Genomic DNA, 12,125 nt, shown 5'->3' with positions numbered 1-12,125 from the left:
GCGCTCCGCGAGGCGCGCGACCGGCGCGGCCCGCTGGCGCTCGACCTGCCGGAGCGCAAGGTGCTGCTGACCCCGGACGGCGCGGTCGACCGGGTGATCGTGCCGGAGCGCCTCGACGCGCACCGGCTGATCGAGGAGTTCATGATCCAGGCCAACGTCGCGGCGGCCGAGACGCTCGAGGGCGCGCGCCAGGCGCTGATCTACCGGGTGCACGACGAGCCGGCGATCGAGAAGATGCGCGCGCTCGGCGAGGTGCTCGCCTCGGTCGGCGTCAAGCTGCCGAAGGAGGGCGCGCTCCGGCCGGCCCTGTTCAACCGCATCCTCGCGGCGGTGGCCGAGACCGAGCACGCGCTGTTCATCAACGAGGTGGTGCTGCGCAGCCAGGCCCAGGCCGTCTACGGCTCGGAGAATCTCGGGCATTTCGGGCTGAACCTGCGCCGCTACGCCCACTTCACCTCGCCGATCCGGCGCTACGCCGACCTCATCGTCCACCGGGCGCTGATCGCTGCCGGGCGCATGGGCTCGGACGGGCTCTCGCCGGACGTGACGGCCGCCGACCTCGCGCAGGTCGGTGAGCAGATCTCGGCGGCCGAGCGCCGGGCCATGGCGGCCGAGCGCGAGACCATCGACCGGCTGATCGCCCACCACCTCGCCGACCGGGTCGGCGCGACCTTCCACGGCCAGATCGCCGGCGTGACGCGGGCCGGGCTGTTCATCAAGCTGGCCGATACCGGCGCGGACGGCTTCGTGCCGATCTCGACGCTGGGCGCCGACTACTTCCGCCACGAGGAGGGCCGCCACGCGCTGGTCGGCGAGCGCACCGGCGAGACCTTCCGGCTGGGCGACAAGGTCGAGGTGAAGCTCGTCGAGGCCGCCCCCGTCGCCGGCGCGCTGCGCTTCGACCTTTTGTCGGAAGGGCGCACCCGGGCGGGAACCAAGGCCTCCGGCACCCAGGCGCCCGGCGACCGCGCCTTCAAGGCCGCCCCGAGCGGCCGCCCCGCCGGCATCCGCAACGCGGGCACGCGTCACCGCGGCTCGCGCCGATGAGGCGGCAGGGTGTATGGTGACGGCATGATGCGCGAGCCCCCCACCCGTACCGGCCTGGTCCGCTCGATGGCGCAGGGCTTCGTCGGCCGCTGCCCGCATTGCGGGGAGGGCCGGATCTTCGGGCGCTACCTCAAGGTCCGGCCCGAATGCGACGCGTGCGGGCTCGAGCTGCACCATCACCGCGCCGACGACCTGCCGCCCTACCTGGTGATCTTCGTGGTCGCCCACGTGATCGGCTACCTGATCCTCGAATCGGAGCTGAACTACGACGTGCCGCTCTGGGTCTCGCTCAGCGTCTGGCCGGTGGTGACGCTGGCGCTGGCGCTCGGGCTGCTCCAGCCGGTGAAGGGCGCGGTGGTCGGGCTGCAATACGCGCTTGGCATGCACGGCTTCGCCACGCTACCGGGAGCTAAGCCCGACGCGGGGCCGGAGGACGCGCACCTTGACCGACCCGGCCTCGACGGCGCGTCCCCCCTCCGGCCCTAAGCCGAAACCGTCCGCGGCCTTGCGCCCGCGCGACGCCGCGACGCTGATCGTGCTCGACCGCCGCAGCAGCGGGCCGAAGGTGCTGATGGGGCGGCGCAACGCCGGCCTCGCCTTCATGCCGGGCAAGTTCGTGTTTCCCGGCGGGCGGATCGAGGCGAGCGACAGGCGCATGCCGGTGGCCGGCGCGCTGCCCGACTACGCCGAGGCCGCGCTGACCCGGCAGGTGGTGCGCCCGCCCCACCATCTCGGCCGCGCGCTGGCGCTCGCCGCCATCCGCGAGACCTTCGAGGAGACCGGCCTGCTCGTCGGCACCCGCGAATACGGGCCGCCGGAGGAGGTGCCGGCCGGCTGGGAGGCCTTCGCCGCCCACGGCGTGCTGCCGGACCTCGAGGCGCTGCACTTCGTCGCCCGCGCGATCACGCCGCCGAAGCGCGTGCGCCGCTTCGACACCCGCTTCTTCACGGTCGACCGCCGCGCCATCGCCGCCGAGGAGCCGGGCCGGGTCTCGGAGGCGTCGGAACTCACCGAGCTCGCGTGGTTCACCTTCGCCGCCGCGCGCAAGCTCGACCTGCCGACCATCACAGGCATGATCCTCGACGAGCTGGAAGCCCAGGTCGCGGTCGACTTCGCGCCCTACCGCCCGATCCCGTTCCACGCCGAGCGCCGCGGCCGGCGCGAGCGCACGGTGCTGTAGGGCTCGGGCCGCGGGGCGCCCGAGCGGGTCCCCACCTTGACGGCCCCGGCCCGATCGGGCATTCACCCGCCGGTATTCGGCCGGCCACGCCCGGCCCTTTTGCGTTTCGCGCTTGCGGAATGCCGCGAAGCCCCAGGAGCGCCCGCCATGGCCAAGGCCGTCACCGTCAAGATCAAGCTCGTCTCCACCGCCGACACGGGCTACTTCTACGTCACCAAGAAGAACTCCCGCACGCAGACTGAGAAGCTGACGCAGCGCAAGTACGACCCGGTCGTGCGCAAGCACGTCGACTTCAAGGAATCGAAGATCAAGTAAGCGTTTCGGTCCGGCAGCCCGGATCGGACGACGAGGCCGCCCCCGACCGGGGCGGCCTTTTTCGTGCACGCCGGTGCGGCGCTCCTACAGGTCCGGCGCGTCGAGCGTCTTCGCCAATGTCCGCGCGATGGCGACCAGCGCCGTGATCATCGGGGTGGAGGGCTCGCGCCGCGGCGCCACCAGGCCGATCGTGTGCTCCAGCTCCGGCGCGACGATCGGGATCGCGCGCACGCCGACCATCGGCCCGAGGGCGTCGGCGAGGATCGCCGGCATCACGCTCGCCCACTTGAGCGTGCGGACATGGGTCATCAGCACGATCATCGAGTTCGATTCGAGCGAGGCCGAGGGCTCGCCGCCCGCGTCGCGGATCTGCTGGTCGATGATGCGCCGGTTCTGCATGTTCGGCGTGAGCAGGCACAGCGGCAGGCGGCCGATCTCGGCCCAGGTCACCGAGGCGCGTGCGTCGAAGGCGCCGCCTTCCGCGGTCAGCAGCCGGTAGCGCTCGCGGTAGAGCGGCACCGAGATCACCCGGCCGAGCGGCTCGTTGTCGAGGTAGGTCAGGCCGGCATCGGCCTCCAGGTTCTCGATCAACGAGAAGATGTCGGCCGAGGTGGTCGATTCCACCGTCAGCCGCACGTCGGGGTGCTTCTCGCGGTAGGGCGTGGTGAGGTTGGCCACCATCGGCAACGCGGTCGGGATCGCGGCGATGCGCAGGTGCCCGGTGAGGCCGCGGCGCAGGCCCGCCACGTCCTCGTGCATGGCGCGGCTGTCGGCGACGATGCGCCGGCCCCATTCGAGCACGCGCTCGCCCTCCGGGGTGAAGCCCTGGAAGCGCGAGCCGCGCCGCACCAGCTGCACCCCGAAGCGGTTCTCGAGCTGCTTCACCCCCGCCGACAGGGTCTGCTGGGTGACGCCGCAGGTCTCGGCGGCGCGCCCGAAATGCTGCTCCCGCGAGAGCGCGAGCAGGAAGTCGAGCTTGTCGATCATGGCACCCTCCCCGGCGGCGTGCCGGGAAGGCTATACCCATTCGGCCGACCGCGCCCGCTCAGCGGAACAGGATCAGCGCCTTGGCCAGCGTCGTCCACACGCCCCAGGCGATCGGGATGCCGACGACGGCCCAGGCGGCGAGCGCCGCCAGGCCGAAGCCGCCGCGGCCGATGCCGAAGGAGCCCGAGGGGATCGTCCCCGCCGCGCCCCGGCTGTTCAGCGCCGCCACGTCGGCGTCCGACATGAACCACTTGGCCTTGAGCGGGCGCACCAGCAGGTTGGCGACGAAGCCGAGCGCCAGCATGCCGGCGAGGATGTACATGGTGCCGTCGTAGAGGCGCGAGCCGGCGACGCCGGCATCGACCTGCGCCTGGCGGATGTAGTTGACCACCACCGGCCCGACGATGCCGGCCGTCGACCACGCGGTGAGCAGCCGCCCGTGGATCGCGCCGACGAACTGCGTGCCGAAGATGTCGGCGAGATAGGCCGGCACCGTGGCGAAGCCGCCGCCGTACATCGACAGGATGACGCAGAACGCGAGCACGAACAGCGCCTGCGAGCCTGCGGCGGCGAAGGACGGCGCACCGGCATAGAGCGCGATGCCGAGCGCGAAGAAGATCGCGTAGGTGGTCTTGCGCCCGAGCTTGTCCGACATCGAGGCCCAGAAGAAGCGGCCGCCGATGTTGAACAGCGACAGCAGCCCGACGAAGCCCGCCGCGATCGCGGCGACCTGCGCCTTCTGGCCGGCCTCGAGGGCGGAAAAGCCGACATCCGGCGCGCCGACGAGGCGGCCGCCGAAGATCTCCTGCAGCATCGGCGAGGCGATGCCGATGACGCCGATCCCGGCCGAGACGTTGAGGCACAGCACCGCCCAGATCAGCCAGAACTGCGCGGTCTTGTGCGCGTCGTCGAGGTGGACCTGGCCGTTGGTGATCATCCCCGCCTTGGCCGGCGCCGGGCTCCAGCCCTCGGGCTTCCAGCCGGCCGGCGGCACGCGGTAGCCGAGCGCGCCGGCCATCATGAACACGAAGTAGCCGGCGGCCATCACCAGGAAGGTCTGCCACACGCCGACCGAGGTCGGCGACTTGAACGCGTCCATCAGCATCGCCGCCAGCGGCGAGCCGATCAGCGCGCCGCCGCCGAACCCCATGATCGCCATGCCGGTGGCCATGCCGCGCCGGTCCGGGAACCACTTGATCAGGGTCGAGACCGGCGAGATGTAGCCGAGCCCGAGGCCGATGCCGCCGATCACGCCCGAGCCGAGCCACATCATCCAGAGCTGATGGGTGACGATGCCCAGCGCCGAGATCGCCATGCCGCCGCACCAGCACAAAGCCGCGGCGATGCCGGCCTTGCGCGGCCCCGCCCGCTCGAGCCAGCCGCCAAACACCGCGGCCGAGGCCCCGAGGAAGACGAAGAACAGGGTGTACATCCAGCCGAGATCGGCCACCCGCCAATCGCAGGTGGTGGTCACCAGCGCGGTCGCCAGCGACATGTCCGGGCAGGCCTTCGACGCGGTGATGCCGAGGGCGCGCGAGAGCGGCAGCCAGAACACCGAGAAGCCGTAGGCCATGCCGATGCAGAGGTGGATCGCCAGGGCCGCCGGCGGCACGAGCCAGCGGTTAAACCCGGGTTTCGCGACGATGTATTCGCGCGACAACCAGGATGTCGGCCGCTCGCGCAGCAAGGTGACGTCGGCGGTCCGTGCGGTCATCGGTGAAGTTCCCCCGAAGCGGCCCTGTTGAGCGGGCCGTCAATCGAGGTGAATTCTAAGGATTGAATTCAAGCGCGACTATCCGCGGATGTCGACGAGTCGGACGTTTCATCCGTCCGATCGTGACAAAACCGCGCCGGCGTCAACCGGCGTCGCTCGCACCTTCGCCGAGCTTCTGCGGATCGCGGGTGGCGGACCGCACCGGGCTCTCGGCCTCGGTCCGGCCCTCGCGCATCGCGCGGACCACGAGCGGGTCGACCCGCTCGCCCATCGCCGGCAGGCAGGCCTCGAGGCTCGCGAGCATCTTCGGGGTCCAGAACGCGACCACGTGCTTGTGGATGCCGGTCACCGCCTCGTCGTCCGGGTAGGACCGGAAGAAGGACGCGATCTGGTTGGCCATTCGCACCAGCTTCTCGTCGCTCGTCAGCGCGCTCATCGAAAACCTTTGCTTGCCTGCGTTGCCGAACGATGCGCGAGCAGCGCGTGTCCCTCCCCCCGCAGAGGGGGGAGGGAAGAGCCTGCCGCTACTCCGCCGCGTCGAGCTGCTGCGCGATGCGGGTGAGCGAGAAGTCCTCCTCGTAGAACTTCGCCTGCCAGTCCGACGGGCGGTTGGTGCGCCGGACCTGCACCGCCGTGACCTTGTACTCGGGGCAGTTGGTCGCCCAGTCCGAGAAGTCCGTCGTGATGACGTTCGCGCCGGTCTTGGCGTGATGGAAGGTGGTGTAGACCACGCCCGGCTGCATCCGCTCGGTGATACGCGCCTTGAGCGCGATGTCGCCCGACCGGCTCTCCAGCGAGACCAGGTCGCCGTCGACCACGCCGCGGACCTCGGCGTCGAACGGGTGGATCTCCAGCACGTCCTCCTCGTGCCAGCGCGAGTTCTCGGTGCGCCGGGTCTGCGCGCCGACATTGTACTGCGACAGGATCCGGCCGGTGGTGAGGATGAGCGGGAACTTCGCCCCCGTGCGCTCCTCGGTGGCCACGAACTCGGTGATCATGAACCGGCCGAGGCCGCGCACGAACCGGTCGACATGCATCATCGGCGTGCCCATCGGCGCCTTGTCGTTGCAGGGCCACTGCACCGAGCCGAGCTCATCGAGCTTGGCGAAGGAGACGCCGGCGAAGCTCGGCGTCAGCGCCGCGATCTCGTCCATGATCTCCGACGGATGGCTGTAGTCCATCTCGTAGCCCAGCGCCTTGGAGAGCAGGATCGTGCCCTCCCAGTCGCCGTAGCCGCCCATCGGCGGCATCACCTTGCGCACGCGCGAGATCCGGCGCTCGGCGTTGGTGAAGGTGCCGTCCTTCTCCAGGAACGAGGCGCCCGGCAGGAAGACGTGGGCGTACTTGGCGGTCTCGTTCAGGAACAGGTCCTGGATGACGATGCACTCCATCGCCATCAGGCCGGACGTGACGTGGTGGGTGTCCGGGTCCGACTGGGCGATGTCCTCGCCCTGGATGTACATGCCCTTGAAGGCGCCATCGACGGCCTCGTCGAGCATGTTGGTGATGCGCAGGCCCGGCGCGTTGTCGAGCTTGGCCCCCCAGAGCGCCTCGAAGCTCTCGCGGGTGGCGTCGTCCGAGACGTGGCGGTAGCCCGGCAGCTCGTGCGGGAACGAGCCCATGTCGCAGGAGCCCTGGACGTTGTTCTGGCCGCGCAGCGGGTTCACGCCGGCGCCGAGCTTGCCGATGTTGCCGGTGGCCATGGCGATGTTGGCCATGCCCATCACCATGGTCGAGCCCTGGCTGTGCTCGGTGACGCCGAGGCCGTAGTAGATGCCGGCGTTGCCGCCGGTGGCGTAGAGCCGGGCGGCGGCGCGGAGCTCAACGGGGTCGATGCCGGTGTATTGCGCCTGCGCCTCCGGCGAGTGGCGCTCGTCGGCGATGAAGCGGGCCCAGGACTCGAACTCGGCGAGGTCGCAGCGCTCGCGCACGTAGGCCTCGTCGATCAGCCCCTCGGTGACGATCACGTGCGCCATCGAGTTGATGAAGGCGACGTTGGAGCCGGGCTTCAGCGGCAGGTGGTGCGTCGCCTTGATGTGGGGCGACTTCACCAGGTCGATCTTGCGCGGATCGGCGACGATGAGCTTGGCGCCCTGGCGCAGGCGCCGCTTCATCCGCGAGCCGAAGACCGGGTGGCCGTCGGTCGGGTTGGCGCCGATCACCAGGATCACGTCGGACTGCTCGACCGACTTGAAGTCCTGCGTGCCGGCCGAGGTGCCGAGCGTCGACATCAGGCCGTAGCCGGTCGGCGAGTGGCAGACGCGGGCGCAGGTGTCGACGTTGTTGTTGCCGAAGGCGGCGCGCACCAGCTTCTGGACGAGGTAGGCCTCCTCGTTGGTGCAGCGCGACGAGGTGATGCCGCCGACCGAGTCCCGGCCGTAGGTCGCCTGGATGCGCTTGAACTCGGAGGCCGCGCGGCCGATCGCCTCCTCCCACGACACCTCGCGCCACGGATCCGTGATCTTCTCGCGGATCATCGGCTTGGTGATGCGGTCCTTGTGGGTGGCGTAGCCGTAGGCGAAGCGGCCCTTGACGCAGCTGTGGCCCTCGTTGGCCTTGCCGCCCTTGTAGGGCACCATGCGGATGATCTTGGTGCCCTGCATCTCCGCCTTGAACGAGCAGCCGACGCCGCAATAGGCGCAGGTCGTGACCTCCGAATGCTCGGGCTGGCCGTGCTCGTGGATCGACTTCTCCTGGAGCGTCGCGGTCGGGCAGGCCTGCACGCAGGCGCCGCAGGACACGCACTCGGATTCCATGAAGTTGGTGTTGCCGGCCGCCACGCGGCTGTCGAAGCCGCGGCCCTCGATGGTGAGCGCGAAGGTGCCCTGCACCTCCTCGCAGGCGCGGACGCAGCGGTTGCAGACGATGCACTTCGACGGATCGTAGGTGAAGTACGGGTTCGACTCGTCCTTCGGCAGGTACTTCTCGGCGGTGGGCACGACGTGGTTGTCGCCGTCGTAGCCGTAGCGCACGTCGCGCAGGCCCACGATCCCGGCCATGTCCTGCAGCTCGCAGTCGCCGTTGGCCGCGCAGGTCAGGCAGGTCAGCGGGTGGTCGGAGATGTAGAGCTCCATCACGCCCTTGCGGAGCTTGGCGAGCTTGTCGGTCTGCGTCCGCACCACCATGCCGTTCTCGGCCGGCGTGGTGCAGGAGGCCGGCGTGCCGCGCCGCCCCTCGATCTCCACGAGGCAGAGGCGGCAGGAGCCGAACGGCTCCAGCGAATCCGTCGCGCACAGCTTGGGGATCTGCGTGCCCGCCGTCATCGCGGCGGCCATCACCGACGTTCCGGCCGGGACGGTGACGTCCATGCCGTCGATGCTCAGCGTCACCGTCTGATCGCTGACGCGGATCGGGGTGCCGTAGTCGATCTCTTTGATGAGGGCCATGGACGCCTCCCTACTCCGCCGCGACGGGCAGGTCGCCCGCGCGCGAAAAGTCTTCGGGGAAATGGGTGATCGCGCTCATCACGGGCATCGGCGTGAGCCCGCCCATGGCGCAGAGCGAACCGTCGGTCATGACCTCACAGAGGTCGGCGATGACGGTGAGGTTCTTCTCCGGGCTGATCCCGGCGATGACCTTGTCCATCGTCTCGACGCCGCGGGTCGCGCCGATGCGGCACGGGGTGCACTTGCCGCAGGATTCCGTGGCGCAGAACTCGAAGGCGAAGCGGGCCTGCTTCGCCATATCGACGGTGTCGTCGAACACGACGATGCCGCCGTGGCCGACGAGACCCTTGTTGGCTGCCATCGCCTCGTAATCGAGGGGCGTGTCGAGCAGATGATCGGGGAAGTAGGCCCCGAGCGGGCCGCCGACCTGCACCGCGCGGACCGGGCGGCCGGAGAAGGTGCCGCCGCCGTAGCCCTCGATCACCTCGCGCAGCGTGATGCCGAAGGCGGTCTCGATCAGGCCGCCGTGCTTCACGTTGCCGGCGAGCTGGATCGGCAGGGTGCCGAGCGAGCGGCCCATGCCGTAATCGGCGTAGGCCTTGGCGCCGTGCTCCAGGATCCAGGGCGTCGCCGTGAAGGTCATCACGTTGTTGACGAGCGTCGGCTGGCCGAGGAAGCCCTTCAGCGCCGGGATCGGCGGCTTGGCGCGGACGATGCCGCGCTTGCCCTCGAGGCTCTCCAGCAGCGAGGTCTCCTCGCCGCAGATGTAGGCGCCGGCGCCGAGCCGCACCTCGAGGTGGAAGCTCTTGCCCGAGCCCATCACGTCGTCGCCGAGGACGCCCGCCGCGATGCCGTTGGCGATGGCCTCTTTCAGCGTCGCGAAGGCCTGCGGGTACTCGGAGCGCAGGTAGATGTAGCCCCGCGTCGCGCCGACGGCGACGGCAGCGATGGTCATGCCCTCGATGAGGTTGAAGGGGTCGCCCTCCATCATCATCCGGTCGGCGAAGGTGCCGGAATCGCCCTCGTCGGCGTTGCAGACCGCGTATTTCTGGTGCGACTGCGCCAGCATCACCGTGTTCCACTTGATGCCGGCGGGAAAGCCGGCGCCGCCGCGGCCGCGCAGGCCGGATTCGCGGACCTCGCCGACGGTGCCCTCGGGGCCGAGCCGCAACGCGGCCTCGAGGCCGCGATAGCCGCCATGGGCCTTGTAGTCGTCGACCGAGACCGGATCGATCACGCCGCAGCGGTGGAAGGTGAGCCGCTGCTGGCGGGCGAGGAACGGGATCGCCTCCGGGTCGCCGAGGCGGAGCGGGTGGTCGCCGCCCTCCGCCAGGCCGGCATCGAGGAGCGCGTCGACGTCGGCGGGCGTCACCGGGCCGTAGGCGACGCGGCCCTCGGGGGTCGCGACCTCGATCATCGGCTCGAGCCAGAACAGGCCGCGCGAGCCGGTGCGGACGATCGACACGTCGAGGCCGCGGCGCTCGGCGCCGGAGAACAGCGCGCGGGCGACGCGGTTGGCGCCGAGGCCGAGGGCCACGGCGTCGCGGGGGACGTAGAGGGTGATGCTCATGGGGGTGCTCATGCGCGCGCCTCGCTGAGGGCCGCGTCGAGGCTGTCGGCGGTGAGGCGTGCGATCGGCTCGCCGTCCACCAGCGCCGCCGGGGCGTTGGAGCACAGGCCGAGGCAGTAGACCGGCTCGACCGTCGCGTTCCCGTCGGCGGTGGTGCCGTGCCAGCCGGTGCCGAGGCGCGACAGGATCTCGGCGTGCAGCCGGTCCGAGCCCATGGCCTGGCAGGCCTCGGCGCGGCACAGCTTCACCGCGTGCCGGCCGGTCGGGTGGGCGCGGAAGTCGTGGTAGAAGGTGATGCAGCCGTGGACCTCGGCCCGCGACAGGTTGAGCGCATCGGCGATCAGCGGCACCGCGCCGGCATCGACGTAGCCGAAGGTCTCCTGCAGCGCGTGCAGGATCGGAAGGGTGGCGCCTTCCAGGTGACGGTGCTCGGCGATGATCCCGGAAGCGCGCTGCGCATCCCAGGGCTCGAAACGCGGCATGATTTCCTGCCCAGATTGTTCCCGTTCTAAGTGGCGACTGGAACAGAAATGCCGATTGCATTCAATCGTGCAGATCGGTCGCTCGACAAAGGTCTTCTGTCGAAATCGAGGGTCCGGCCCTCTGCTTCCCTACGGACGAACCCGCGAGCGCGGCATTTTCAACACGTCCGATTTGTCATGCTGCACCGCAACAGAACGGAGCGTCGGAGCGCACGTCATGCTGCCGTGCAATAAACTACCGGTTCGCATTCCGGCCTCAACCCTCGGATGGTTCGGCCCACGTTCGTCTGCAACCATCGACGGGCACACCGAAACTTTCTTTTCGCCGGCATGAAACCCTGGACCAAAGCACGACTTGACAAGCCCTAGGGGCAGTCTTGGAGCTGTCCGTCAGGCTTACGACGGCGCTGGCAACGGGATGAATAGGGCGCCGAAGGTGACGAATTCCATGGTCAAGAGCGATCTCCACCCGCCGCATTCCGGGCCCGGGTCCGATCCGGTGCTCTACGGGGTGGCCGCCGGGCTCGCCGAGCTGTTCCCGCCGGTGACGGCGCACCCGCGCCCGGTCCACGATCGCGACCGGGCCGAGACCGACGAGCCCGACCAGGACTGAGGCGACGCGCCCCGAGCGCGCAACCCGACGCGTCTTCCGTCGGAGCGCGTCCCGCGGCGATCGTGATCAGAGCGCGTCCCGCGCCGTGTCCTGCCAGCGCACCAGCGGGGTCGTGAGCGCGACCAGCAAAGCGTCGGCGAGCTTGCCCGCCACCGCGAAGGCGATGATCGCGGCGAGGATCTGCTCGGGCTTGGAGAATTGCTGGCCGTCGATCAGCAGGTAGCCGAGACCTTCGGACGCCCCCATCAGCTCGGCCGCGACCACGAACAGGAAGCCGAGCCCGAGGCCGGTGCGCAAGGCCGTGACGGTGGCCGGCAGCACCGCGGGCAGCAGGATGCGCCGCACCTGCGCCGCCCGCGACAGCCGGAAGATCCGCCCGACCTCGACGAGCTTGCGGTCGACCGAGGCGATGGCGCCCGCGACCCCGACATAGACGGGGAAGAACACCCCGACCGCGATCAGCATCACCTTCGGCGTCTCGAGGATGCCGAACCACAGGATGAACAGCGGCACCCAGGCGAGCGACGGCACCGCGCGCAACGCCTGCAGGCTCGGGTCGACGAGCCGGCGCAGGGTCGGCAGGGTCGCGGTCAGCGCGCCCGCGACGATCCCCGCCGCCGCGCCGAGCGCGAAGCCGAGGCCGACGCGCACCAGCGTCGCGGAGACGTGCATCCACAGGTCGCCCGAGCGGGCGAGCTCCCACAGCGTCGCCGCGATTCGGCTCGGCGGCGGCAGCAGCCGCCCCTGCGCCAGGCCGGCACGGACCGCCGCCTCCCAGCCCAGAGCCAGCGCCAGCGGAAGCAGGAGGCCGAGGCCGGCCCGGCCCAAGCG

The 12,125-nt window shown here is 70.3% G+C and carries 12 protein-coding genes; 5 read left to right on the top strand and 7 right to left on the bottom strand.

Annotated elements, in window-relative coordinates:
• From FV223_RS09870 to rpmG, 4 genes are all read left to right on the top strand, one after another.
• Nucleotides 1-1,047 (top strand): RNB domain-containing ribonuclease (locus FV223_RS09870; protein WP_147726822.1); only part of this gene is annotated, 1,047 nt, incomplete at its 5' end.
• A 24-nt stretch (nucleotides 1,048-1,071) separates the two neighbouring features.
• Nucleotides 1,072-1,533 carry a DUF983 domain-containing protein gene (locus tag FV223_RS09865; RefSeq protein ID WP_246686381.1) on the top strand — a complete coding sequence of 154 codons (462 nt, stop codon included), beginning with the start codon at nucleotides 1,072-1,074 and terminating at the stop codon, nucleotides 1,531-1,533.
• A 19-nt stretch (nucleotides 1,534-1,552) separates the two neighbouring features.
• A complete protein-coding gene (locus FV223_RS09860) occupies nucleotides 1,553-2,227 on the top strand; it encodes an NUDIX domain-containing protein (RefSeq protein ID WP_244033158.1) in 675 nt (224 codons plus the stop codon).
• 147 nt (nucleotides 2,228-2,374) lie between these two features.
• Nucleotides 2,375-2,542 (top strand): 50S ribosomal protein L33, encoded by a 168-nt coding sequence (gene rpmG / locus FV223_RS09855; RefSeq protein ID WP_147726819.1) that lies wholly within the window; start codon nucleotides 2,375-2,377, stop codon nucleotides 2,540-2,542.
• Nucleotides 2,543-2,626: 84 nt separating this feature from the next.
• Here the strand turns inward: rpmG and FV223_RS09850 are convergent, their stop codons facing one another.
• The 6 genes from FV223_RS09850 to FV223_RS09825 form a co-directional block, all read right to left on the bottom strand.
• Nucleotides 2,627-3,529: a LysR family transcriptional regulator gene (locus tag FV223_RS09850; RefSeq protein WP_147726817.1), complete on the bottom strand. Its 903-nt coding sequence runs from the start codon at nucleotides 3,527-3,529 to the stop codon at nucleotides 2,627-2,629.
• 58 nt (nucleotides 3,530-3,587) lie between these two features.
• The gene (locus FV223_RS09845; RefSeq protein WP_147726816.1) at nucleotides 3,588-5,243 is read right to left on the bottom strand and encodes an OFA family MFS transporter; all 1,656 of its coding nucleotides are present in this window, start codon (nucleotides 5,241-5,243) and stop codon (nucleotides 3,588-3,590) included.
• 142 nt (nucleotides 5,244-5,385) lie between these two features.
• Nucleotides 5,386-5,679, bottom strand: coding sequence for a formate dehydrogenase subunit delta (locus FV223_RS09840; RefSeq protein ID WP_147726813.1), 294 nt, complete (start codon nucleotides 5,677-5,679; stop codon nucleotides 5,386-5,388).
• 88 nt (nucleotides 5,680-5,767) lie between these two features.
• The gene (fdhF, locus tag FV223_RS09835; RefSeq protein ID WP_147726811.1) at nucleotides 5,768-8,629 is read right to left on the bottom strand and encodes a formate dehydrogenase subunit alpha; all 2,862 of its coding nucleotides are present in this window, start codon (nucleotides 8,627-8,629) and stop codon (nucleotides 5,768-5,770) included.
• Between the two features lie 10 nt (nucleotides 8,630-8,639).
• Nucleotides 8,640-10,199, bottom strand: coding sequence for a formate dehydrogenase beta subunit (locus FV223_RS09830; RefSeq protein ID WP_147726824.1), 1,560 nt, complete (start codon nucleotides 10,197-10,199; stop codon nucleotides 8,640-8,642).
• Between the two features lie 8 nt (nucleotides 10,200-10,207).
• Nucleotides 10,208-10,681 (bottom strand): formate dehydrogenase subunit gamma, encoded by a 474-nt coding sequence (locus tag FV223_RS09825; protein WP_147726809.1) that lies wholly within the window; start codon nucleotides 10,679-10,681, stop codon nucleotides 10,208-10,210.
• A 448-nt stretch (nucleotides 10,682-11,129) separates the two neighbouring features.
• On the opposite strand from FV223_RS09825, the gene FV223_RS09820 reads away from it, so the two are divergent.
• Nucleotides 11,130-11,294, top strand: a complete 165-nt coding sequence (locus FV223_RS09820) for a hypothetical protein (protein ID WP_243933661.1) — start codon at nucleotides 11,130-11,132, stop codon at nucleotides 11,292-11,294.
• Between the two features lie 66 nt (nucleotides 11,295-11,360).
• Here FV223_RS09820 and FV223_RS09815 read toward each other — a convergent pair whose 3' ends face one another.
• Nucleotides 11,361-12,122 (bottom strand): ABC transporter permease, encoded by a 762-nt coding sequence (locus tag FV223_RS09815; RefSeq protein ID WP_246689652.1) that lies wholly within the window; start codon nucleotides 12,120-12,122, stop codon nucleotides 11,361-11,363.
• Between the last annotated feature and the right edge of the window lie 3 nt (nucleotides 12,123-12,125).

This window comes from Methylobacterium sp. WL116 (genome assembly GCF_008039455.1).
Taxonomy (GTDB): Bacteria; Pseudomonadota; Alphaproteobacteria; order Rhizobiales; family Beijerinckiaceae; genus Methylobacterium.
Note: the sequence above shows the minus strand (reverse complement) of the source record. Positions and strands in the feature narration are given on the sequence as shown.